24 protein-coding genes are annotated in these 25,171 nt (G+C 37.9%); 8 read left to right on the forward strand and 16 right to left on the reverse strand.

Annotated features, from left to right (window positions below; translation table 11 throughout):
• Together PHV30_06210 and PHV30_06215 are read left to right on the forward strand one after the other, a co-directional pair.
• Window positions 1–968, forward strand: a 968-nt coding sequence (locus PHV30_06210) for a B12-binding domain-containing protein (protein ID MDD5456610.1), incomplete at its 5' end; no start/stop codon positions are given.
• Window positions 961–1,608: a vitamin B12 dependent-methionine synthase activation domain-containing protein gene (locus PHV30_06215; protein ID MDD5456611.1), complete on the forward strand. Its 648-nt coding sequence runs from the start codon at window positions 961–963 to the stop codon at window positions 1,606–1,608. The genes PHV30_06210 and PHV30_06215, both read left to right, overlap by 8 nt.
• A gap of 140 nt (window positions 1,609–1,748) precedes the next feature.
• Here PHV30_06215 and PHV30_06220 read toward each other — a convergent pair whose 3' ends face one another.
• The 6 genes from PHV30_06220 to plsY are packed head-to-tail and all read right to left on the reverse strand — an operon-like array spanning window position 1,749 to window position 8,788.
• The gene (locus tag PHV30_06220; GenBank protein MDD5456612.1) at window positions 1,749–2,354 is read right to left on the reverse strand and encodes an aminotransferase class IV; all 606 of its coding nucleotides are present in this window, start codon (window positions 2,352–2,354) and stop codon (window positions 1,749–1,751) included.
• Window positions 2,351–3,337 carry an aminodeoxychorismate synthase component I gene (locus PHV30_06225; GenBank protein ID MDD5456613.1) on the reverse strand — a complete coding sequence of 329 codons (987 nt, stop codon included), beginning with the start codon at window positions 3,335–3,337 and terminating at the stop codon, window positions 2,351–2,353. The genes PHV30_06220 and PHV30_06225 overlap by 4 nt, the downstream gene beginning before the upstream one ends.
• Before the next feature lie 12 nt (window positions 3,338–3,349).
• Window positions 3,350–6,124, reverse strand: coding sequence for a helicase C-terminal domain-containing protein (locus PHV30_06230; GenBank protein ID MDD5456614.1), 2,775 nt, complete (start codon window positions 6,122–6,124; stop codon window positions 3,350–3,352).
• Entirely contained in the window at window positions 6,111–7,184 is a 1,074-nt protein-coding gene (gene hflX / locus PHV30_06235; GenBank protein ID MDD5456615.1) for a GTPase HflX, read from the reverse strand. Before hflX ends, PHV30_06230 begins: the two co-directional genes overlap by 14 nt.
• Window positions 7,185–8,195: an NAD(P)-dependent glycerol-3-phosphate dehydrogenase gene (locus tag PHV30_06240; GenBank protein MDD5456616.1), complete on the reverse strand. Its 1,011-nt coding sequence runs from the start codon at window positions 8,193–8,195 to the stop codon at window positions 7,185–7,187.
• Window positions 8,196–8,197: 2 nt separating this feature from the next.
• Entirely contained in the window at window positions 8,198–8,788 is a 591-nt protein-coding gene (plsY, locus tag PHV30_06245) for a glycerol-3-phosphate 1-O-acyltransferase PlsY (protein ID MDD5456617.1), read from the reverse strand.
• Between the two features lie 107 nt (window positions 8,789–8,895).
• Here plsY and PHV30_06250 point away from each other — a divergent pair, with 107 nt between their 5' ends.
• Window positions 8,896–9,342: a hypothetical protein gene (locus PHV30_06250; protein ID MDD5456618.1), complete on the forward strand. Its 447-nt coding sequence runs from the start codon at window positions 8,896–8,898 to the stop codon at window positions 9,340–9,342.
• A gap of 4 nt (window positions 9,343–9,346) precedes the next feature.
• Here the strand turns inward: PHV30_06250 and dxs are convergent, their stop codons facing one another.
• The 3 genes from dxs to xseB are packed head-to-tail and all read right to left on the reverse strand — an operon-like array spanning window position 9,347 to window position 12,358.
• Window positions 9,347–11,233, reverse strand: a complete 1,887-nt coding sequence (gene dxs, locus PHV30_06255) for a 1-deoxy-D-xylulose-5-phosphate synthase (GenBank protein MDD5456619.1) — start codon at window positions 11,231–11,233, stop codon at window positions 9,347–9,349.
• Window positions 11,233–12,144 (reverse strand): polyprenyl synthetase family protein, encoded by a 912-nt coding sequence (locus PHV30_06260; GenBank protein ID MDD5456620.1) that lies wholly within the window; start codon window positions 12,142–12,144, stop codon window positions 11,233–11,235. Before PHV30_06260 ends, dxs begins: the two co-directional genes overlap by 1 nt.
• Window positions 12,122–12,358, reverse strand: coding sequence for an exodeoxyribonuclease VII small subunit (gene xseB, locus PHV30_06265; protein ID MDD5456621.1), 237 nt, complete (start codon window positions 12,356–12,358; stop codon window positions 12,122–12,124). The genes PHV30_06260 and xseB overlap by 23 nt, the downstream gene beginning before the upstream one ends.
• A 151-nt stretch (window positions 12,359–12,509) precedes the next feature.
• On the opposite strand from xseB, the gene PHV30_06270 reads away from it, so the two are divergent.
• The 5 genes from PHV30_06270 (at window position 12,510) to PHV30_06290 (ending at window position 17,138) form a co-directional block, all read left to right on the forward strand.
• Window positions 12,510–14,273, forward strand: coding sequence for a hypothetical protein (locus PHV30_06270; protein ID MDD5456622.1), 1,764 nt, complete (start codon window positions 12,510–12,512; stop codon window positions 14,271–14,273).
• A 182-nt stretch (window positions 14,274–14,455) separates the two neighbouring features.
• A complete protein-coding gene (locus PHV30_06275; GenBank protein ID MDD5456623.1) occupies window positions 14,456–15,277 on the forward strand; it encodes a MotA/TolQ/ExbB proton channel family protein in 822 nt (273 codons plus the stop codon).
• Complete coding sequence (locus PHV30_06280) at window positions 15,258–16,013, forward strand: OmpA family protein (GenBank protein MDD5456624.1); 756 nt, start codon at window positions 15,258–15,260, stop codon at window positions 16,011–16,013. The genes PHV30_06275 and PHV30_06280 overlap by 20 nt, the downstream gene beginning before the upstream one ends.
• A complete protein-coding gene (locus PHV30_06285) occupies window positions 15,994–16,887 on the forward strand; it encodes a CCA tRNA nucleotidyltransferase (protein MDD5456625.1) in 894 nt (297 codons plus the stop codon). Before PHV30_06280 ends, PHV30_06285 begins: the two co-directional genes overlap by 20 nt.
• Entirely contained in the window at window positions 16,884–17,138 is a 255-nt protein-coding gene (locus PHV30_06290; GenBank protein MDD5456626.1) for a SemiSWEET transporter, read from the forward strand. The genes PHV30_06285 and PHV30_06290 overlap by 4 nt, the downstream gene beginning before the upstream one ends.
• A 13-nt stretch (window positions 17,139–17,151) precedes the next feature.
• On the opposite strand, the gene miaA is transcribed toward PHV30_06290, so the two are convergent.
• The 7 genes from miaA to PHV30_06325 form a co-directional block, all read right to left on the reverse strand.
• Entirely contained in the window at window positions 17,152–18,036 is an 885-nt protein-coding gene (miaA, locus tag PHV30_06295) for a tRNA (adenosine(37)-N6)-dimethylallyltransferase MiaA (protein ID MDD5456627.1), read from the reverse strand.
• Window positions 18,026–18,862: an MBL fold metallo-hydrolase gene (locus PHV30_06300; protein ID MDD5456628.1), complete on the reverse strand. Its 837-nt coding sequence runs from the start codon at window positions 18,860–18,862 to the stop codon at window positions 18,026–18,028. Before PHV30_06300 ends, miaA begins: the two co-directional genes overlap by 11 nt.
• Window positions 18,863–18,918: 56 nt before the next feature.
• Window positions 18,919–20,910: a methyl-accepting chemotaxis protein gene (locus PHV30_06305; protein MDD5456629.1), complete on the reverse strand. Its 1,992-nt coding sequence runs from the start codon at window positions 20,908–20,910 to the stop codon at window positions 18,919–18,921.
• 65 nt (window positions 20,911–20,975) lie between these two features.
• Complete coding sequence (locus tag PHV30_06310; protein MDD5456630.1) at window positions 20,976–21,464, reverse strand: cache domain-containing protein; 489 nt, start codon at window positions 21,462–21,464, stop codon at window positions 20,976–20,978.
• Between the two features lie 122 nt (window positions 21,465–21,586).
• On the reverse strand, window positions 21,587–22,030 hold the full coding sequence (gene dtd / locus PHV30_06315; protein MDD5456631.1) for a D-aminoacyl-tRNA deacylase: 444 nt from the start codon (window positions 22,028–22,030) through the stop codon (window positions 21,587–21,589).
• Window positions 22,030–23,700 carry a methyl-accepting chemotaxis protein gene (locus PHV30_06320; GenBank protein ID MDD5456632.1) on the reverse strand — a complete coding sequence of 557 codons (1,671 nt, stop codon included), beginning with the start codon at window positions 23,698–23,700 and terminating at the stop codon, window positions 22,030–22,032. The genes dtd and PHV30_06320 overlap by 1 nt, the downstream gene beginning before the upstream one ends.
• Window positions 23,701–23,713: 13 nt before the next feature.
• Window positions 23,714–25,165 (reverse strand): methyl-accepting chemotaxis protein, encoded by a 1,452-nt coding sequence (locus PHV30_06325; protein ID MDD5456633.1) that lies wholly within the window; start codon window positions 25,163–25,165, stop codon window positions 23,714–23,716.
• Window positions 25,166–25,171: the final 6 nt, after the last annotated feature.

The raw sequence follows: 25,171 nt of genomic DNA on the forward strand, positions 1-25,171 counted from the left end.
TAAAGCTGATTAAGAAAAATATACAGGGTGTAAAAACAGTCCTGGGTGTAAGTAACGTTTCCTTCGGTCTGACACCCCCCGCCAGACAGGTATTAAACCTGGTTTACCTGCATTTCGCTTTTAAATATGGTCTTGATTTTGCGATTTACAACATAGATCATTATCAGGACATTAAAAAACTTCCGAAAATCGAATTTGAACTGGCAAAAAATTTATTATTCAATGAGAGCCCAAAAGCCTTGATCGAATTTGTAAATTACTTTACAGGAAAAGTTGAACAACCGGTCAAAAAAATTGAAAAAGAAAATCTTGGCCAGCCAATAGAAAAATTGCTGCAGGAAGCCATCATCAACAGGAAAAATGAAGGAATAACCGGACTTCTTGATGAAGCGTTAAGCAAATATACTGCTATAGAAATAATTAACCGTTTACTTTTACCTGCCATGAAAATTGTAGGAGATAAAATGGACAGTGGTGAAATAATACTGCCTTTTGTGTTGGAATCAGCGGATGTCATGAAAAAAGCGGTAAAATATCTGGAAAGATATCTGGGAAAAACAGATTCCATTTATAAAGGGACTGTTATTCTGGCAACCGTTTTCGGAGATGTACATGATATTGGTAAAAATCTGGTAAAAACTATTCTGGCTAATAACGGGTATAAAGTTATTGACCTGGGCAAACAAGTGCCGGCAGATACAATTATTGAAACAGCAATAAAAGAAAAAGCTACGGCCGTTGCTCTCTCGGCACTACTCGTGAGCACTTCCAGACAAATGCAAATGGTTGTAGAAAAACTCGCTGACGCCGGACAAAAAATTCCGGTGTTAATCGGTGGAGCCGCTATAAATGAAAATTTTGCCGAAACTATTTCCAAGGTGCATGGCAAACCATATGCCGGTAAAGTATTTTATTCCAAGGATGCCTTCAACGCGTTAAAAATTCTGGAGCAAATATTAAATGACTAAAGAACGACGTATGACATTGGAAAGTCTTTACCCATATATAAACTTAAAGGGTATTTTTATCAATTCCTGGGGATTGAATAAAAGAAACGGACCAAAGGATGAAATCGTACAAAAATTTACCGGAATTTTTAACTACCTGAAGCAATACCTGCTGGAAACAGGCATCAAAGGAATTGCCTACTACGATTATTTTACGGTCCGGATTGAAGATAACAGTCTGATTTTCCCTGGTAAAGATGTAAAATGGACATTCCCCAGAATTCAAAACAAATGTATTGCCGATTCTGCCAAAGAAACCGGTACTATAGCCTTGCAAGTTGTTACCCTTGGCAAAAAAATAAGTGAAATCATGGATCTGATGGAAAAAGACGAACAATTTTCTCTGCTCTTTTATCTGCATGGATTTTCCGTATGGCTCACAGAAGCTCTGGCTGAGCGGCATCATGGTATGATACATGATGAATGGAAAGACAAAAACCGCAAAGAACGTTATTCCTTCGGCTACACTTTATGTCCGGACCTGTCCTATCAGCAAGACCTTTTTAAACTGCTGGACCTTAATACCAGCTCCGAGGTTGAGCTTACCGAAAACTTTATGATGGTGCCGGAGCAAAGCACTTCCGCTGTAATTTTTCACTAACCAACCAACTGGGCAATTACAGATTATCCAAAATTAAATTTATCTGTCATTGCGAGCGAAGCGCCTCCTTTGCCCAAGGGTTCCGGCGGGCAAGCAATCCACTTAAATAATAATTTTCGTATATCTACTCTTTCAATTATCTATAATCCTATCAATTTCTCAACAACTTCCATAGGCCGCAATGCGTTGATTATCGCTATCTTTTTATAATTATTTATATCCTGAAGACGAATAGTTTTCTCTACTATCTTTTTCTTGTCCAGCAATTGACGACGATATGTTCCCGATAATAAGGGTGTGTCGGGCGTAACCCAATCTTTGCCATCAAAAAAGCAGATATTGGCAATACTGGTATCGGTAACAAAACCATTTTTAACAATCAGAATATCATCCGCTTTCCCTTTTTGATTAAACAAATTATCGAGCTGGCTTCTGTTTAAATATTTGTGCTCATAAGATATATAATCGGCTTTTAAAATCTTGAGTATTTTTACAGGGAACTCAATAAACTGTTTTATTTCGACCTGCTCAATTTTTTTACCGTAAATAACCTTGACCCTGAACTGCCCTTGTTCCGGGATGTCATAATCATGTTTATTCAGGTCAAGCTCGTCTCTATAGCCAAATAAAACCCTGCGACTCTCGGCTGCCCTCAGGTTATGGTATTTCATGTTAAGCAGCTTGCCGTCCATGGCTTTGATTGTCTCAAATAACAGGTTTCCCTGATCTCTTCCCTCGTCCTTCATCCTTCTTCCTTCTTTCCTAATACCGGCAAATAAACCTTATCCAGTAGTTCCTGATATTCTTTCTGTGGTTCACTATCAATTGTAAGTCCTCCGCCGCTTCTATAAAAATATCCATGGCTGTTACTTTCCACGAACCTGATAGCTACAGCACTATCCAGCATTTCACCATCATAATAACCGAATATCCCTGTATAATAACCTCTGCTATCCTGTTCGAGTTTTTTTATTATCTCCAGTGTGCTTGGTTTCGGGGTTCCGCTAATGGAACCGGCCGGTAACAGAGCGTTCAAAATGTTGCCGATATTCTCATGCCAATCCGCATTTAATCTGCCACATACCTCGGAACTGGTCTGCCATATACTACCGGAGCCCGTATTTATTTTTTCTTTATAACGAAATTTTTCCACTCTTACATCACCTGCCACTATGTCCAGGTCATTCCTCAACAAATCAACTATCATCAAATGTTCAGTTTCTTCTTTTTCCGACTGCATTAATTTGTCACCATAATCATCTTCTTTTACCGGCGAAGTGCCTTTCATGGGATAAGTGAAAATCTTATCATTCTCCATTTTTATAAACCTTTCCGGCGAGAAGGATAGAAATTTGTCTGCGAAACAACATTTAAATTTAGCCTGGGTTGTAAAAAACAACTCAGGTAGTGTCATGGTCAGGTCAACGGATGTAGGGAAAGTCAAATTTAACAAATAAGTATTTCCGGCCCTCATCTCTTCCATTACAGTGTCAAAGGCCAATAAATATTTTTTATAATTAACAGCCTTTTTCATTTTCATAACTGGAGAAACTTTTCCTGACAGCAAATCACTTTTTGTTTTCTTGCCAAATAATCGTTCTTCAAATTGTAAAAAAACATTCGAAGGTATATCGTGCAGTTCGTAAACATGTACCCGGGTTTTATTAAAATTTATAATGAAAACAAAGGGTTTACGCAACCCGCCTAATTTATTCATTCTTGTAAACATTCAAAAACCTGACTAAATCCAGCTTTTTAACAAACTGTTCAATTCATTCAAATCTGCCGGATATTTTTTATCGGCTATTACGGATTGTAAAAAGCTGCGCCCATAACCTTGGGTAAGAACGCGTTTATCGAGAATAATCACACTACCGCGATCTGATTTACTGCGAATCAGCCTTCCTACCCCCTGTTTGAATTTAACTATGGCTGTGGGAATAACATATTCAAAAAAACTGCTTTTCCCTTTAGCTGCCACTTGTTCCATTCTGGCCCTGACAATTGGGTCTGTGGGAACTTCAAATGGTAATTTTACAATAATAACATGCGACAGCGCTCTGCCCGGCACATCAATACCTTCCCAGAAACTGTCAGTTCCCATAAGCACTGAAGTTTCGTCTTCTTTAAAAGCTTTGACCAGATGCCTGTCCGCTACCTTTTTACCCTGACAAAAAACCTGAATGTTATTATCGATTAACTCATCCTTGATGTTGTAATACACATCGCTTAAATGTTTATGTGAGGTAAACAGTACCAGAGCTTTACCTTTAGTAGTTAACAAAATGCTCTTTAAATAGTTGGCCAGTGCTTGCAAATACTCCTTGCTGTCTTCATATTCCGGCGCGTCTTTGGGCACACAGAGCAATACATTATTTTCCAGATCAAAAGGAGAACTCAGGCTGCTGGTTACAATTTTGATTTCCGAATCCAGATAACCGATACGCGATAAATAATAATTAAAATTTGATTTTACCGCCAAGGTGGCTGAGGTAAAAATCACACTGTCCCTGCTTTTAAAAACATGTTCCTGCAGATAAGGGCCGATATCCACGGGCACAACTTTTAATTCATAATAACTGTTGCGTTTCAGCTCAATTTTTTCCAGCCAGCGGATAGAATTTTCTTTTTCCTGACGTATAGCGGACAAATCTTCAAGCATGTAATAAATTTCCAGTAATAGTTTTTTATAAAAACCATATTGTATTTTGCCCGCATGTTGTTTAATAAACTGGTTGATATCTTCCATTTTTTCTTTTATACCTGTTAGTATCGTCTCAATTTTTTGTAATCTGTTTTCAATATCTTCTTTTTCTTCCTGTGAAAAATAAGCGAAACTTAGCCTCTTCTGGCTCTTCTTAAAAAAATAGTTATCTTTTTCCTTTCTTCGAAAAAATTTCTCGATAGCATCGAAAGTTTTGTTGTTATTATCAATCAGGAACCTGCCGTCTTTCTGCATTCCTTTCAGAATATCTTTTACAGCCTTGTCTTCCTCAGCGTTGCTTTCCCAAATCCTTTGCTCCGCTACCTTTACTGCTATATCATGAATACGACGTTTGCTCAAACCGCGCGAAAAACAGTTAGTCGCAGCGTCTTCTATGGTATGGGCTTCATCCATTATCAAATATTTAAAGTCCGGCAATACACTGCCGCCGTAATAAATATCAGCAAATAATAAAGAATGGTTAACAATAATAAGATCAGAATGTCTGGCTTTTTTTCGCAAACGATTTAAAAAACAAGTTGTTTTGAAAGGACACTTGGTTTGCAAACATGAATAGCTGTCCGAATAAATATAATGTTTGTACCTTATAGACAAACTGTTATGCACTTCGGAAAAATCTCCGGAACCCGAATGGAACAACCAAAGCATGATGGACATCAGTCCTTTGATGTCATCTGTATTACCTGATTCCAATACTTTCGAGAACAAATAGGCCAACTTGTTAACACAAATATAGTTTTCTCTGCCCTTGATCATGGTAAAACTGAAATCTACCTCCAGCGCCTTCTTCAAAAAAGGTATATCTTTATCAGTGAGCTGTTCCTGCAAATTTTTAGTCTTGGTGGAAATAACTACCGGCTCATGTTTTTTTAAAGTAAAAAAAATGGAAGGGATAAGATACGCGAATGATTTACCGATCCCGGTCCCGGCTTCTATAACATGATGCTCATTTTTTTCCAAAGCGTTCCATACTTTTTCCAGCATATCCATCTGTGATGTACGCAGCTCATAGTTTTTCATCTTTTGTCCCAGCAAACCGTCTTTTTTAAAAAATGAAAACATATCTTTTAAGCTGAAATCTTCAATAGACGTTGAATTTTCGCGTTTTGAGCCGGATAACTGCCTGTCCTCCTCTTCCATACTTTTGTTCAGAAGCAATATCCAGGGATATTCCTCATACTTTAGTTTGAGGCCGAACAACCCCTTGAGTACATCTTTAAAAAACCAACTGCCTGATGAAACATAGTAATAAATAAATTTCAGGACATCCATATCCAGCTCTTTGACTTTTTCAATCATTTTCAAATAGAGATTGCCTGTCATCAGGGCATCGTCCTTGGCCCGGTGAATATTATCTTCGGCAATATCGAAAACCTTGGCCAAATGGCTGAGTTTGTAACTGCGGTGTGTTGGCATTAAAAGAGCCGCCAGATCCAGAGTATCCATATTGGGATTGGAAATTTCAGGCAAATCACATTTTGCCAGCGCGTTATTCAGCATCCCAAGATCAAAGCTTATATTATGGCCTACCACATAATCATCTCCGATGAATTCCAGCACGTCAGCAGCGACTTCTGAAAATAGTGGTGATTTGGCTACCATATCATTGGTGATGCCGGTCATTTTCACCACATATGAAGAAATTTTTTGAGATGGTCGTATAAACTGGCTGTATTGTTTAATTATCTGGCCATCTTTATATTTGACCAAACCGATTTCAATAAGCTCATTATCAGCAATACTTAGTCCGGTAGTCTCTACATCCAGGGCGGTAAAATCAAGAACTTTCATGATAAATCTGCTCACATATCCGATCTTTTAACTGCCCCATATTTTCCCCCGTTTTAACAGAAACAACAATCCCATTTTCGATTAAATCCGGTTTTTCTTTTATCAGGTCCATTTTGTTATAAACCTTGATTGTCGGTTTATTGTCAATGCCCAGTTCCCTTAATATCTCATTTACCGCTTCAATATGGGCAGAATGATTGGGATCGGAAACATCAATTACTTGCAACAAAAGATCACTGATAAAAACTTCTTCCAGAGTGGCCTTGAAAGAATCAATTAAAAAATGTGGTAAATTACTAATAAAACCTACTGTATCAACAATGTAAAAAGGTTTATCGTTATACACTACTTTTTTGGTTATTGTGTCCAAAGTTGCGAAAAGCTGGTCCGCAGCATACACATCCTTCCCGCTGAAAAAATTGAATAATGAGGATTTTCCGGCATTAGTGTAACCAACCAGAGCGACAATCGGCTCCTGACTTTTTAACCGGCGTTTGCGCTGCAAACTTCGGTAGTCCTTGACCCTTTCTATATCTTTTCTCAATCGGGCTATTTTATTTTTAATGGTCCGGCGGTCAATTTCAATTTGCGTTTCACCAACACCCTTCATTCCAATGCCACCTTGCTGTCTGGACAAATGACTCCACATTCTGGTGAGCCTGGGCATAAGGTATTGTAACTGGGCCAGCTCCACTTGCAGTTTGGCTTCTTTGGTCATGGCCCTTTTGGCAAATATCGATAAAATTATTTCAGTACGGTCTAATACTTTTACAGCCAGTTCATTTTCTAAAACTTTTTTCTGGCCAGGAGAAATATTGTCATTAATGACCACGGTTTTTATTCCCAATTCCTGTAGAACTCTTTTAACTTCCTCGATTTTCCCTTTGCCTATATAGGAAGAAGAATTAATAGAATCTGTATGCATGGTCATGGTATGAATTACTTCCGCGTTAAGGTTTTCTATCAAAGCGATAATTTCCTTAAGCAAATATTCATAGTGCTGTACCTTAACAGCCACTACCAGGACTTCTTCTTTTTCCCTAGGATTTTCAAATACCATTTAATCTTCTTCTTTCAGTTCTCTGGTCATCAAAAGTTGTATAGTCTCTTTGATTGATAGATTTTTGTACAAAACCTGAAATACCGCTTCGGTTATGGGCATAGGTATCTTTTTCTTTTGAGCCAGTTCTTTGATAACTTTACAGGTCTTAACCCCCTCGGCAATTGAAACCATACTTTTTGTTATTGCAGGTAAGGATTCTCCTTTACCGATCCTGTATCCAACATTGTAATTTCTACTTTGTGGTCCCAGACAAGTTGTAATCAAGTCGCCAAACCCGGCAAGACCTGTGATAGTTTTTTCCTTTGCGCCACTTGCCACTGCGAAGCGCTTCATTTCTGCCAAACCTCTAACCAGAAGAGCCGCTTTGGCATTGCTGCCAAGTTCCAGGGCATCCAGTATTCCGGCAGCTATAGCTATAACATTTTTAAGAATACCGCCATATTCCACACCAATAAGGTCTGAAGATATGTATGGTCGTAATTGTGTGGAACCTAGTAAATTTTGCACCTTTTTAGCGAGTACCTGATTGTGCGCAGCGATTACAGTGGCCGCAGGTTTGCCCGTAAAAATTTCTCCTGCCAGGTTCGGCCCGGACAGCAAAGCAAATTGTTTCTTAAGAATAGCTCCGGAGAATTCTTCTGATGCTATCTCCAGAATAGATTTATCCGTATTTTCTTCCATTCCTTTGGTTGCACTAACTATTATATGGTCCGGTCGCAGATATGGTTTAATCTGCTTGAGGGTCTGGCGATAAAATGGTGAGGCAACCACGATAAAAATAAAATCAGCTTTTTCTATATATTCGTTTATTGCTGTGATCGGAAATGCTTTTATATTTTTGTTTAATACCGGTTTTTTTGGCAAATATGTACTATTTGTATGTATATTATTTATCTCATCAGCTATAAGCTGTGTATGGCAAAAAAGATAAACCGGTTCATTTTTATCAGCCAGAAGCTGGGCCAGGACAGTACCCCAGGCACCGCTACCGCAAACGAGACTAACCATAATTACACCTTATTTTCCTGACCTTTGATGAGCCTTTTAATATTGGGAATATGTTTGTATATAATATAAATTACAGCAACAGTGATAAGACCTATGTAACTTGCCGGCATTTGAAAAAATGGCAGATAAGCCAGTATCAGAATAACCAGAGCTGATAAAATTGATGCCAGAGATACATAGCGTGTAAAAAAAATAATAATAAATTCCAGCAGGAATCCTATCATGGCAATAACAGGCTGTATAAAAAAAAGTACTCCTACACCGGTTGCCACACCCTTGCCGCCTTTAAATTTTAAAAAAGGCGTAAAGGTATGACCTAAAATAGCAGCCAACCCGCACACAACCATAAAAACATGCTGTCCCGGCAATATATAACTTGCACAAAAAATAGCTACATATCCTTTGGCAGCATCCAGAAAAAAAGCAAAAGCAGCATAACCAAAACCTAAAGTTCTATAGACGTTAGTTGCTCCTGAACTCTTGCTGCCTGTTCTTAGAAGGTCTACCCCTCTTAATTTGCCGACCAGATAACTGAAAGGAATAGCGCCAAGGAAATAAGCGGCAATAATATAAAAAAGAGCTATAAATTTCATGGTGCTCATTATAGCTTAAACCTGAGTAATTTTCATTAATTAAGAAACGCGGGATTTTATGTATCATTTTACGATAATTATACAGATTAATAACACTGGAGGCTAAAATGTCAGATAAAATATCTTTTATACATCAATATTCAACCAGATATAATGGGATTGATATCGAAATAAAAGCCAATAAAGACACAACTCATTTTCGGACTTATAAAGCAGAAAAAACAGGCGAAGTGATAACTGAATTCAGCGGAATGATAAGCATAAACAATACAGCGTTATGGCAATTAAACATTGACCTTTTAGAAACCAATCCTAAAAGTCAGGGATTATACACCGGTGAACTCCGGGAATCTGGCTTGAATATTCAGGGCGAAATAACTTCCATAGAAAAAAAAGCATTGGGAAACATCAAGTGTTTATATAGTCTTGAAACCGATGCCAAAAAAAAGGAAACTCTAAAAGAAATATATAATCTTACTTTGCAAAATGCCAAATACGGATTATTAACTGACGCTGATGTTCCTGACACTCTAAAAACGGTAACCGGTAAATAAAAAACTAAGAACGTAACGTTTTGAGAATCGTTTCTTTTAGGCTGTCTTTATCCAGACCGGCATTTTTAAGTAAAATATCCCTGCTGCCGTGAGTGACAAACCCGGTATAATCCAGACCACATCCTGCCAAACCGATATTCAACTGCTGTTCATCAAGCCATTCGGCTATGGCACTGTATAAGCCACCCTGCTTAACGCCTTCCTCCAAAGTAATAACATGTTTACATCCGCTAAGTTCTTTTTTTAACAAACCTTTGTCCAGAGGTTTCAAAAAACGGGCGTCAATTAATTTTACATTTAACTTTTCTTTTTGAATCAATTCGTAAGCAGGCATAACCATTGAACCTATTGCTACAATCGCAACAAGAGATTTTGGGGAAGATACCAGCAATTCACTTTTGCCGTAGATAATTTTACTGCTCTTCAAGGATATCTGAGTTACAGGCACACAACCTTTGGGATAACGTATGGCAATCGGACCTCTGTCAGAACCTGCGGCAAATTCCAGCATAGCTTTCAACTGTTCACCGTCTCTGGGAGCCATAACCGTCATATTGGGGATCATGCGCATGAAATTGTAGTCAAATACCCCATGGTGTGTCGGACCGTCTTCACCAACAAGCCCGGCACGGTCCATACAAAAAATTACAGGCAGATTTTGCAAGGCGATGTCGTGTAAAATCTGATCATAAGCTCTCTGCATAAAGGTTGAATATATAGCGACAAAAGGCTTAAACCCTTGCACTGCCAAGCCGCCAGCAAAAGTTACAGCATGTTCCTCAGCAATGCCAACATCCACACAACGTTCAGGAAACACTGATTGAAACTCACTGAGACCAGTTCCTTCGGCCATTGCAGCTGTAATAGCAACTATTTTCTCATCATTTCGTGCCATCTTCACCAAATGCTTACCAAAAACCTCAGTATAGGTCGCGGTAATTTTTTTCTTCAACTCCAGACCTGTTTCCGGGTCAAATTCACCCAACCCGTGATACATGGTCGGGTCTTCTTCCGCGGGTTTATAGCCTTTACCTTTAGTACTTAAAACATGAATGAGCACCGGTTCCCTTGCTGTTTTGGCATAGCGGATAGCACCCATTATATGCGGAATATTCCCTGCCTCTATCGGCCCCAGATAACGTATGCCGAATTCTTCGTAAATAACTCCTGACTTTTCATAATTTATAAGCAAATGTTTGGTACGCATTAATAGTTTATCAATAGATTTCACCAGAGGCTTACCGATTTGCGGTAGTTTTAGCAGCAGTCGTTCCACTTCTTTTTTGGCTTTTCTGTAAAAAGGATTATAACGCAGAGATGTGATATGTTCGGAAAGTACTCCTACCGGATGAGAAATGGACATCTTGTTATCATTCAGTATGATAATAAAAGGCCCCTTGACCGTGGTCTTGATATTGTTAATAGCTTCAAAGGCTTCGCCTGAAGAGATAGAAGAGTCGCCTATTACCGCTACAACCGCGAATTTTTCTCCTTTGAGGTCACGGGCCTTGGCAATACCCAGAGCCGCGGAAATAGACGTTGCGGCATGCCCTGCGCCAAAAATATCATGGACGGATTCTTCTCGTTTTATAAATCCGCTTAAACCTTTGTATTGCCTGATTGTTGGAAACTGTTTGTAACGTCCGGTCAAAATTTTATGTGTATAGGATTGATGCCCCACATCCCAGATAATTTTGTCTTCCGGACTGCGCAGCGAAGCGTGAATGGCCAGGGTTAATTCTACAACTCCCAGGTTGGAGGCCAGATGTCCGCCGTTTTTGGCAATGACCTTGATAATATCTGAGCGAATTTCTCCGGCCAGTTCATAGAGTTCGCTAAGAGACAAATTTTTCAAATCTGAAGGTAAATCCAGTTTTTCAATCAAAGTCATTAAATATCCCTCTTATAGATAATATTGATAATATCAGTTAACTTTTCTTTTACAACTTTGGTTCTTACAGATTTTATCATATCCAGAGTATACTGATAAATCTCCTTTGCCAGTTTGTCAGCTTTGGCAAGTCCCATAATGGATACATACGTTGCTTTCTCCAGTTTCTTGTCAGCACCGGTTTTTTTACCCAGTTTTTTTTCATCACCGGTCTCATCCAGGATATCATCGATTATCTGGAATAAAAGCCCGGCGTTTAAAGCATATTTTTGTAAATTTATTTCTTCCAGCCATTCTGCTTTTTCATGGATCAGTAAAACCGGAGCGCAGAAAGCCGCTTCCAGGAAGAGACCGGTTTTCAAAAGATGCATTTTTTCCAGTAGAGTCTTGTCAATGTTGGTATTGCAGCTTTTAATATCTATTACCTGTCCGCCCACCATACCGTTTATCCCCAAATTTTTACTGATATAGCTTATAGTTTGCAATATATTTTCGGCCTTAAAATTGCCCTTGGGCAATTCCTGGGAAAACAGATAATAAGCCAGGGTCATCAAGAAATCCCCCGTGAGAATGGCGATATCTTCTCCGTAAACTTTATGGCAGGTCAGCTTGCCACGGCGGTAATCATCATTATCCATAGCCGGAAGATCATCATGAATAAGCGAATAAGTATGAATAAGCTCCAAGCCAGCGGCCAGCGGCATAGTGTTAAATTCAGGATTAATAAGGTCGGTAATTAACAGTGTGATTACACCGCGCATACGTTTGCCGCCATCCAGAGAACTGTAACGTGCAGCCTCCAGCAACAGGGCTGTATCAGCATCCACGCCAAGATACTCAGCACTTAATATGCTTTCCAGGTATTTGTCGAGCTCCGCTTTTTTTTTCTTAAAATAAGGTGGGAAATTCATTTTTTTCAATCGGGACTGCTTCGGGGCCTTGCTCTTTCTCAATAATTTTCATTATCTTCTTTTCTATATGTTCAAGCTCTTTCTGGCATTCATCAGCCAGCTTTACGCCATCATCATATTTTTTTATCGCCTCATCCAGAGCAACATCTTTCTCCAAATCCTGAACAATTTTCTCCAATTTTTTAATTCGTTCTTCAAATGATGATTTCGTCATATTAATATTTTTATTATAGCAAATCTATATTTTTCGCACATTATTTTTTTTGGCTACCCCTTTATTACCGCAACAATTGTTATCTGCTAATCACTTGTGTTACACTAAATACAGGTGATTTTTCAACTCGGGAGGCTTCCGGAATATAATAATGGTCCTTTTATTGTTCGGCGGTTTAGCATTATTAATTATACTTTTTATTGTAATTTTTTCCCGTCATTCCTCAACGGATGAAAAACGCATTCTTCAGAAACAGCCGGCTAACGAACATTCGAATATCCTGAATGTCGAACCTGCAAGACATATATATCTTGATTTCCCCAGGAATATTACTCAGGATGAAACTGAAAATATAAACAGGGACCAGGACTGGAACTATTACTGGCAAGTATATAATAAAGCATATTTTTATTATCAGTATCTGAAATCCTATATCAAAGCAAAAAAAGAATGGTTGCGAATTTATGAATGGCAGCATACTTCCGATTCTTATAATGAATTTTTAGCTGATTGTTACAGACAATTAGCCGCAAAATTTATTGCCAGGAAACAATACTACAAGGCTTTGCTGGAAATGCAGGATATGTTTCAAAAATGTTCAGAAAAAAAGGTGGAAGATATAAATTTGTATAACGATCTTATTGAAAAAATGTCCATCCACAACCCCGCAATAAAACTCCATAAAATACCGTTGGGCGAGGATATTAACTTTGAATTTCAGGTGAACCCTATTCTTGTTGAGTTGCTAAAATTTGTACCTAGAAAAGATACTGAGGAGCTTCCTGACAAACTGACAAATTTTTATCAGCAGTATTATAATCTTTGCTTTAATACACTGTCTTTTTTGCCAAACATAGAATTTTCCTATCAGGACCAAAATTATTCTGCAGAAAATAATCAAAAATGTTTTGACCTGACTCTCAAGACAGCTATGAATTCATATTCAGGCGCAGGCTTGGCTATACTGACTCAAAACTATCAATTTTTACTTTTTGACGATCATCTTCGAGACATTTTCTGCAGGGACCTGGCGCAAGTACTGGAAACATATAAGGATATCAAATGCATTAATTTCTCTAATGAACAAAACCTTGCGCTGTTTACTGTTAAAGACACAATTTATTTACTGGACCGGGCCTTAAAAGTAACGCATCACTGGAAAATGTCACCCTCAAACGAATGTAAAGACAGCATACCTGCTTTAACCGATCCGGAAATCAAAGAAAAATTTCAAAATATTTTGCATCCTGTTCTTTTTCAAGCTGATATGGATATAGACTCCAAAATAAAAAAAATTATCGAAACAATCAGGAACTATTGCATAATTTTCAAAAAATCAAAAGATTTTTTTCTGGATATTCTGCTTGAAAAAAAAGATAAAGAAGAAGCCTGGCAAAGCTATCTGCGAGAAATCATTCTGGATAAAAATAAACCCGCTTTCTATGAAGAAAACGAGATACTGGCCACGCACATTCATGATATTCATGAAAAAATATTTATAGCTACGTTTTCAGGAAAAATCTATCAGATTACCGGAGAAGGTAAAGCCGAAAAAATCTGGCATCTGCCTTATTCTTCCAGAGATATTGCCAACATTTCTCAGGTAATAAAACATATTCGTGTCTTCAATAGCTTTTTACATATCCTGCTGGACAAGGAAATTTATATTGTTAATGATGAAAAAACAATTAAAACCATTGCCCTCGAGGGTCGTACTGCCAAATGGTTTGATCAGGGATTTATTCTTATCGGGGAAACATCTGATTCTCTGGAGATTTATGAGGTTAACGGAGAATTGTTTGAAACAATAAAATTTAAATATAAAGTAAAATTCCTCGCCGCGAAAAAAAATTACCTTATTGTGGAAACAATGAATTGCAATTATTTTTTCAAACTGAAAATGAAAACAAAATAAGGATCATTACTGTCATACACGATCCAAAATTTATAAGTCTCTATGTAAGTCGTGATTCTCAGATAAAACCGGAGAATGACATATTCTGACAACCTGCTGGAATTACAGTTATTCTATGGTCTCGGACGGCAAATTATTCCGAATATATTGAATTTTAATCTTTTCAATAATACACTTAGGATATGGATTTAAGCACTATTCTCGGTATACTGGCAGGGATTGGACTGATTATAATTTCTATTTTAATCGGGGGTAACGGACTTGAATTGTATATGGACCTTCCCGGCTTCTGTATAGTTGTGGGAGGGATAAGTGCTTCTACCCTTATCAGCTATCCGCTTAATGAAGTGATCAGCGTGCTTAAAGTGGTCATGAAAGTTTTCAAAACCAACATTAAAGAACCTACAATCCTGATGATTGAGATGGTGCATCTGGCATCAATCGCCAAAAAGGAAGGTCACTTGAAACTGCCTGATTACGCGAAACGTATAAATGACCCTTTCATATCCAAAGGAATTCAGATGGTTGCTGATACAATACCAAGGGAAGAAATAATCAGAGCGCTGAATACGGAAATAAATATTACTCAGGAACGTCATAAACTGGGAAGAGAAATTTTTCAGCAAATGGGTAAATACGGCCCAGCCTACGGTATGATCGGTACATTGATCGGACTTGTACAGATGCTGGCCAACCTTAAAGAACCGGACAAGGTAGGACCGGCTATGAGTGTGGCACTACTAACAACTTTTTATGGTGCTGTAATAGCAAATCTGTTTTGTTTTCCCATAGCCAACAAACTAAAACGCAGAAGTGAACAGGAATACCTGAATATGGAAATCGCTAAAGAATCTATTCTAAGTATCGAAAGCGCTGAAACAATTACACTGCTTGAAGACAAATTAAGTTCTTTTATTTCCCGCTCGCTTCATCAAACTTTACAAAACCAAAAGAAACAAATGATGAAAGAACATATACAAAAAGATGAAACCCCGAACAGCTGAAAACGAAAATGATGATGACGCCGGAACGTGGATATTTACCTATGCGGATATGATTTCGCTGTTGTTCGCATTCTTTGTTATTCTTTATACCATGTCCAAGGTTGATCAGCAAAAATATATAGACATCGCCCAGTCTTTAAAACAAACGTTCACTAAAGAAGCAGTAATGCAAAAACAGGGAACAATTATTAATCCCCAGAGCCTGCAAAAAGCGATGGAAGCCAAAAATATCGGAGATGTTGTCGACCATGAGCTCAATAATATTATGCAAAAAGTTAATTCCTTCATTTACAAAGAAAATCTGCAAACGAAAATAAGCACATTTATAGATGACCGCGGCGTAGTTGTTAAAATCGCAGATGATGTTCTCTTTGATTCCGGACAGGCTGATTTCAACAAAAACAGCAAAGATTTATTAAATAATCTGGTTATGATTGTTAAACAATATCCATACCCTATTCGTATAGAAGGACATACAGATGACACGCCGATCAGAACTACGATGTTCCCTTCGAACTGGGAGCTTTCCACTGCACGGGCCTGTAATGTAGTACGTTATTTTATTGATCATGGTTTAAACCCCAGGCTATTTTCCGCGGAAGGATTTGGAGAATACAGACCAATTGCCAATAACAATACTCCATCCGGTAAAGCAAAAAACAGGCGGGTAGAAGTAATCTACAAACGCGACCAGATGCTCAAGGAATGGAAAAAAAATGTATCTCCAAAAGCTTAAGAATTATATTTACCCGGCGAGTTTACTCGGTCTTTTCCGAAAAATACAGGCAAATCACGGGGAACTCTTTATTGTCGGAGGAGCTGTCCGCGATATCCTGCTGGGTAGAAAACCTGTTGAATATGATTTATGCACGAACCTGCTACCTGAACAAATAAAACCATTATTTATGATAAAAAATGAACAAGGTGCGAAGTTCGGTGTTTTGCAAGTATTATTTCACCGAAAAGCCTTTGAAATCAGCACATACAGAAAAGAAAGCTCTTACCTGGACTTCAGACATCCAAAAAAAATAAAATTTATTAAACAAATTAGACAGGATTTACAGCGCAGGGATTTTACAATCAATGCATTCGCTTATAATCCTCTAGATAAAACTTTTATAGATGAATTTTCGGGCTTGTCTGATTTGAAGGCTAAACTAATAAGAACCATCGGGAAACCTGTGCAACGTTTCAACGAAGATGCTTTACGTGTCATCAGAGCAATCCGAATTGCCAGTCAGCTAAATTTTGATATTGAGCCAGCTACCTATAACGCTATAAACAAGACCTTGCTAGCTAAAGCACAGTTACCGTCGCAACGTTTCCAGGAGGAAATAACTAAAATAATCCTTAGCGTAAATCCCGAAAAAGGATTTAATTACCTGAATGATAAAAATCTGCTCACTACACTCTTTCCAGGACCTTCAAAAATAATTGGAAATTTGACCTCAGAAGGCCTGAATAAAACACCTCGAACACTTGTACGGCGGCTGGAATTTTTATTCCGAAAAATCCCACCGAAGGAAACCGAGCGAATACTGCTAGAACTTCAATACTCAAATAAAAAAATTATAAATCGCATAATATCATGCTACAATAAACCGTCATGAACCCAATAATTTTCGGACTGGTCGCGGGCACTTTAACCACTATTTCTTTTATTCCCCAATTGATAAAAATTTTAAAAACAAAGTCCGCGAAAGATATTTCTTTATTTATGTACCTGCTGCTTTTATCCGGTTATTTATTATGGACTGTCTATGGGCTTTACCTTCATTCCCTGCCCATTATTCTTTTCAATATTATAGGAATAGTTTTGGTCATCATGATCTTATTTTTTAAGACATTTTACAAAAACTGATTTCAACAGAATATTAACTTTCAATTTCTACACGGTTTATGTTTGAGAAACTTCGATACCAGGTGAGCTGCCGTTTGGCAAAATTGCGCGTTCTTTTTTTGATCAGCTCAATACATTCTTCTTTACCGACTATTCCTTGCAAATAACGGGCAGATTCTTTGTATCCCAATGCCTGCATGGAAACCAAATCAATTCCGTATCCCTTGGTAAGGAGCATTTGCACTTCTTCAAACAAACCTTTTTTTATCATAATATCAACACGATCGTTAATTCTCCTGTATAAATTTTCCCGTGATGTATTCAAGCAAATTAGCTGAAAACGGTCGGCGTAAGATTCATCACGTCTTTTGAGCTCTGATAAAGGTCGGGAAAAAGTTTTATATACTTCCAGAGCGCGAATAATACGATATTTGTCTTGGGGGCTGATTGCATCAGCGGACGTGATATCTACCTTCTGTAACTCCTTATAAAGATATTCTGACCCACGCTCAGCTGCGATCTTTTCCAGAGCTACCCTCACTTCTTTATTGCCAGGTATTTCCGGTGTTTCAAAGTTATGTATCAGGGCCCTGATATATAATCCTGTACCTCCGCAAATAATATATTTTTTATCTTTGCTGGCCAGTAATTTTCTCACTATATTTAAAAATATGTGCAAGTTCCAGTCTTCATCAGGCTTTATAATGCTTATCAGATGATGCTTGCACAGGGTTAATTGTTTTTTGTCCGGCTTAGCAGTTCCGACATCCATATATTTATATACCTGCATGGAATCAGCAGATATAATCTCAGCATCAACTCTTTGCGCCAGATCCAGAGCATATTCGGTCTTTCCTATAGCTGTAGGCCCTATAATTATGGGTATTTTTTCTTGATTTGTGAAGGAACTAGATTTCAATGTCCTGGCCACTATGCAGAGCGAAACATTCAATATTTGTACTACTTAATATTTTTCTGGATTCATTAACAATTCTATCTATACCTTCATCATTTCTGTCCTGGTTGTGATGGAATAGTCCCAGGCTTTTTACATTCGCAGCCTGTGCCAGATGTACCGCGTCTTCAAACTGCGAATGTCCCCATTTCTGATGTCTTTCATATTCCTCAGGTCTGAACTCAGCGTCATGGACCAGTAAATCTGCGTCTTTACAAAAATTTTGATATTCTTTTAAGGTCAATCCCTCCGGATGTTGATATCCCAACTCATTATCAGTAAGTAAAATAAAAGTTTTTCCCATTTCACTTATTTTATATCCACATCCCCCATCCGGATGACTGATAGGAATTGGTGTAATCTGTAAATTACCTATCTTTTCCCCGGTAAAAGAAAGGTCATGATAAATCACCTTTGCTTTAATAGAATCAATATTAATAGGGAAATAGGGCTGCATGAAAGTCCGGTTTATAGACTCCTGAATATTGTGTTTATGGTTATTAGGATAACTATAAATATGTATTTCGTAATTGCTGTTATAAAGAGGTTTAAAAAAAGGGAACCCTAATATATGGTCCCAGTGTACATGCGTAAAAAATATGTGAATAATTTTGGTTTCCACATGAAGCAGATCGTTACCTAAACGCCTGATACCTGTTCCGGCATCAATAACCAGTTGCTCTGCGAGCCCCTCATTAATACAGAAACAGGTAGTCTCGCCTCCATACTTCTTATATTCTTTGCCGCAGACCGGTACAGACCCGCGCGAGCCATAACATTTTATTTTCATAAACTATTATAATAACAAATGTGCTGCTGTTTTGGAAATACGAAATTAAATCGGCGTTATTGCAGATTAAATTTCATGACCTGTTTTTTTGTTTCATTGATCATATCAGAAAGGTCTGCCGATATAGCCGAAATCTCTTCAGAAGCCGCGGCATTATTGCCGGCAATTGAGTTTAGGGTGTCAATATTAGCTGTTATCTCCTGTATAGTGGCATTCTGTGTCTGCATCTGGTTCGTAATATCACTTAGCTTTATTTCTGTATCATTGGCAGAAGCAGCGATGTTATCCATATCCTTATTAACTTCTTCCGCTGCCTTAACCGCATTATTAACCTCAGAAACAGATTCCTGGATGAGCTTGGATATATCATCGACAGATCTGGCGGAGTCTTCAGCCAGTTTTCTGACCTCATCGGCAACGACAGCGAAACCTTTCCCATGTTCACCGGCTCTGGCCGCTTCAATAGCGGCGTTTAAGGATAATAAATTGGTCTGACTGGAAATACTCCCGATCATTTCTGTAATTTTACTGATTTTCTCGCTGCTTACAGAAACCGATTTAACCAGATCAACCATCTGGTTCATTTTTTCTTTCCCGCTATTTACAAGTTCGACAGATTGTTTGGCAAAATTTGTAGCGTTAACCGAATTTTCCGCTACGCTTACAATCGCGCTTCCGGTATGTTTTACAGCTCCGGCCAGATTAGCGATGGCTTTCACCTGGTCCTGTGAACCGCTGGCTACCTGTTCGATTGCATCGTTGGTCTGCTTGGAAGATGCAGCGACTTTATCAGTACTTTCTGTAATTAAACCCAGTGTTTCTACAATCGCATCAATTGAAGCATTAATACTTTCTTTTAAAGTATTGAGTTCGCCTTCGGTATCCATGACCACTCTCTTGCTCAAATCTCTGCTGGCAACAGCATACATAATAGTATTTATTTCGTTAATAATTGTTTCCAGAGCGTCCATTGATTTGTTTATATTAAATTTAAGATCATTAAACCTTCCCTGCATGTCTTCGGTAATACGTTGATTAAACCTGCCGATAACCATACTCTCCATAACCTCGATAACTTTGTTAAAGGTGAGATTGATGCTGTTAATGGTGGTATTAATATAATCCTTTACCTGTTTCAGGTCACCTTTCAAATCAGCCGTAATTTGCGAGTTAAAATCACCGTTGGTCATGGCCTCCATTGCTTTATTGATATTACCGATTGCATATTCCAATACTTCCATCAATTTATTGAAAGCTTTGGATATTTGGCCTATTTCATCCTGAGAGGTGATATCTATCCTTTTGGAAAACACACTGGTGTTTTCTACTGAGGTTACAAATTCAGTTAATTTCAGAATCGGTTTAATGATACTCTTGGCAATAAAAAAAGCCAAAACCAATGAGCCTACAATGATAATTATAAGCACTACAACAAAAATTCTGATAAAGGATTTGTTGTCGTTTTCTGATTTCAGGTATTGTTTGAGGCTTTGCTGATCCTCATATTTCATAAGTTCTTGCAGGCTTTTGTTCAGATCCAGAAAAAGCTCTTCCGTATTTATCATAAATATTGTCGCTGTGGTTACATCCGATCCGAACATCTGTAACACCTGCGTATATGATTCTTTATATTTATATAGTTTGTCCTGGATTTCCTTGAACATCTTCTGTTCTTCTTTGGTGTTCGTTTTTAACTTTAGCAGATCATCAATCTTTTTCTCGGAACTATCAATAAGTTTTCTAACTGTATCTGCTAAATTAGTAATTAATTTTTCTTCATATTCAGCATAAACCCAGGTTAAGGCTTTATAAAGCGTGGAATGTGCAAAACGAAGATCGGAAATAAGTTCTGCGCTTTGTATGTAATTTTTGAATCTTATTTTGTAAAGATCATTTATAGTTTTCGATTGCTTGTTCAGGGCATTAAAAGACATAAAACCTATAATTATCAAGAATACGACTACTAACAGTGATGGGGTCAGTACCTTTTGCAATAATGACAGATTTGAAAATATTGTACCTAAACTTCTATTACTATTATTCTTCATGCCTTCCCCTCTTCCCCGATTTAATATGAAAAAGGGGGCAAATAAATTACCCCCTTTTAATCTTACTACTCTTCCATATAAACGCCGCAACCTACATAGGTTTCGTTATCAAGTTTCTTGATAAATGAGCTTTTCAGCTTAACTTTTTTGGAAATAGGATGTGTCCAATAATAGTCCACCCAGCCTTCTCCCTCTTTGCTTTGGGCCACTTTTACGAAATCTCTGATGAAATATTTCTTGTGACTGTCCATAACATTGATCATGTCCTGACCAACAAGCTTGGGACTTGCAGGATGTACCAGGCATACAGATTTGTCCTGAGCGCTATTCATAGTGAAAACAAATGGGTATTTATCGCCTACATAAAACTTGTTACCTTCTTTGTCTGTCTTTTGCAAATATTTATAGGCTTCATCTTTACCTGTTTTTTTTATGAATTCAACCGCATCATAAACAACTTTCTTTACTTCTTTCTTTTCTTTTTCAACATCTATGGCAGCCATACTTATACTGACCGCGAATAGTAAAATTACTGCTACAACTAATTTTTTCATATATCCTCCTTATAATCGAAACATAAATACTAACGCTAACTATCACCCCCTATTGAAGCTATATCATTTAATTATATTCAGGGCCTTTGATTAAGTAAATATAAAGCCTTACTAATTTACGATTATAATTCTCTGGAATTCAATATAAAGGTTACCGGACCGCTATTTTCGATATACACATCCATATGCGCTGCAAATTGACCTGACTGAACGCCGACATGAGCAGAACTCTCCTTAATAAAAGAATCATACAGCTGTTTCGCCTCTCCAGGCTCCATGGCCATATCAAAAGATGGCCTTCGTCCTTTCATCACATTGCCTGCCAGTGTGAACTGAGAAATTATCAGCATATGCCCCCGTATATCTAATAACGACAAATTCATCTTCCCTTTTATGTCGTTAAAAATTCTTAAATGAATTATTTTATTCACAAGAAGGGAGACATCTTTGGTGGTATCATCCTTAACAATACCCAGCAATACATTAATCCCCTGCTTGATTTCTCCAATTGTTTTGCTGTTAATATCGACTCTTGAGGAGTTTACCCGTTGAATAACAGCTATCATTACATGAAATTACTGTCATCCATTGGAAAAATAATGTTCGGGTCGATAGGTTTAGGTGAAGTACTGTTGCCGGACGGTTGGAGTACCCTTTTGGCTACCTGAACCGGTTCTTTCTTTTTATTCTCATACTTTCTTGCTGTTGCATTTTTTTTCTTCGGTTCCTTTTTCTTTAGTAAAGAAGTAAGTTCGAAAGAATTATTTTTTTGTCCCTGAATAATATCTTTCAATATATCAACCAAACCACTCAAAGTCTGGGCCTGGCCGCTCAAATCTTCGCTGGCAGCGGAAGATTCTTCGGCATTTGCGGCTGTTGCCTGGGTTACCTGGCTCATTTGCATCATAGCGTTGTCAATCTGTGCTATGCCGGAAACCTGGTCTTTATTACCGTTAGACACTTCCGAAACGAGCGTGTTAACTTCTTGGACACCGGAGATTATCGTAATCAATACCTGAGCTACTTCGTTAACCACCAATACACCATTTTCGGAATGTTGTTTTGATTCTTCAATAAGATTAGTAGTGTTTTTAGCGGCTTCCGCACTGCGCTGTGCCAAATTTCGCACTTCTTCCGCTACAACGGAAAAACCCTTTCCGGCTTCTCCGGCCCTGGCTGCCTCCACAGCAGCGTTTAGAGCTAGCAGATTGGTTTGGAAAGCTATATCATCAATTGTTTTAATAATTTTGGCCGTCTGGTCCGACGAATTCTTAATCTGCGCCATAGTTACTGACATCTTTTCAATAGAAGCTTCTCCATGTTCAGCCTCTTTTCTTACCTTATCAACTTTGTCGCTTACTGTTTCAGCGTTTTGAGAGGTTTTAGCAGATATCTCGGAAATTTCCTTGAGCAAGCTTGTTGTTTCTTCCAGCGAGCTGGCTTGTTCGGAAGAACCCTGAGCCAATTTTTGACTTGACTGAGATATCTGGTTAGAAGCATTAGCAACCTGTTGAGAAGCATCCAGTAATTTACCGGTCATATCTATGATAGGTTTTGTGATGGAACTGGTAACAATAAAGGCAATGAGAATATTGAGAATAATAGCGGCAAAAGACCAACCTAAATATCCGTTCCTTGCCTTTTTATACTGACTTAATGCACCATTATATTGTGTAAGTCCCATGTCAATTTCCAGTTTTAATAATTTTTCAACGGTAGCGTTTAATTTGGAAAAACTTTCCTGTGTATTCAGCATAAACATTGTAGCAGTGGTCACGTCTGAAGCAAACATTGCTATAACCTGTCCCACACCAAACTTGTATTCGTCGAACTGAGCCTGAACATCTTTAATTATTAAACTTTCTTCCTTGGAATTGTCCTTATTTTTGGAAAAATTCTGCAGCTTCTTTTCCGCTTCATCCAGGCCGTTATTTATCTGATCGGATTTTTCTTTAAGCTGTTCTGGCTTGTAATCAGCGTATACCCAGCTTAGTCCTTGATATAATTGGGCATGTACTGTTTTTATGTCTGAAAGTATAGTTGATGCGCTCTCATATTGCTTAAATCTCTGATTATATATATTTTTTATGGAATCAAGTTGTACCTTAATTCCGCTGTAAGCGATATAATCGACAATCAATAAAAAGATTATAAAAATTATCGGCATTAAAAATATTTTTTGATATAGCCCCAATTTGCTATAAATATTCTGTATTGTGTTGTGTTTTGTACTCACCCCTGTACCCCCTTTAGTATTTTTTACCTTTGATGAGCCCGTCCAGTAATCCGATCATTTCATTTAGCGTATTTGCCTGATTATTTAATTCATCACTGGCTGCCGCGGATTGTTCGGAAGTAGCCGCCACTGCCTGTGTGGTCTGGTTCATTTGAGAGACTGCCGTATCTATCTGATTTATACCTGATACTTGTGATTTATTACCTTCAGACACATCCGTTATCAGATGAGTAACATCCTGCACGCCGGAAATAATTCCTTCCAGCATCGTAGATACTTCTTGCACAACCGACACCCCATTTTCCGATTGAGTCCTGGACCCATCAATAAGGTTTGCCGTATTCTTTGCAGCATCCGCGCTTCTCTGCGCCAGATTTCTTACCTCCTCAGCAACTACCGCAAATCCCTTACCGGCCTCTCCGGCACGTGCTGCTTCAACAGCAGCGTTTAAGGCAAGCAAATTGGTTTGGAAAGCTATATCATCAATTGTTTTGATAATTTTCGCAGTTTGGTCCGACGAATCTTTTATCTGTTGAATAGTAGCCAGCATTTTCTTTATAGAGTATTCTCCATTTTGAGCTTTTTCTTTTACTTCAGTAGCTTTAACATCAACTTTTTCCGCGTTCTCAGCGGTCTTTTGAGTTACAGCTGATATTTCTTTTAATAAAGCGGCTGTTTCCTCCAGAGAAGCTGCTTCTTCCGAAGAACTTTCCGCCATTTTTTTGCTGGACTGAGAAATTTCTTCAGCAGCTGAAGATACACGCATTGATGCTTCCATCAGTTTATCCATCATTCTAATAATAGGATTAGTTACACTGCGTGTCATAAAGAAAGTAAAGACCAAACCAAGAAGGATACCGATTAACGACATCCCCACAAATAAATTCGACATAACTTTGTAATTGCCAACGGATCGTTCATATTTTTGCGCACTTAAATTATTTTCCAGCTGAACAAGACTCTCAGTTAATTTATATAAATCATCATACGTTTTTTCTAAATCAGCCATAAACAGAGCAGCTGTCATGGCATCGTTATCCCTTAGCATTTGTAGAACCTGATTATAATTTCCCTTGTATTTTAAGAGACTGTTATAGATATCAACCAGAAGCTTTTTTTCTTGAGGTACATTATTTTTATTTTCAGAATATTTTTTCACCTGAGTATCCAGTGGATTTATCATGTTTGTTATTTCTTCTATTTGTTTATTGGTCTGTTCCTTGGAATATCCGTTTGTAATCCAGCTTATAACTTTATAAAGAGAAGCTTGCGCATAGTTTAGGTTGGCAATTAGTTCCGCACTGTATGTATAATTTTTAAAACGTACTGAATACAGATTTTTTATAGTACCCAACTGTGCTCTAAAAGCAATAAGACCGGAGGAAACAATAATAGCCAGAAAAATAATAATAATAACTGGCGCTATAAAATTTTTTTTAATTAACGATAGTTTGTTCAGGAACAATGTAAT

This window comes from Candidatus Margulisiibacteriota bacterium (genome assembly GCA_028715625.1).
Classification (GTDB): Bacteria; Margulisbacteria; Riflemargulisbacteria; order GWF2-35-9; family GWF2-35-9; genus JAQURL01.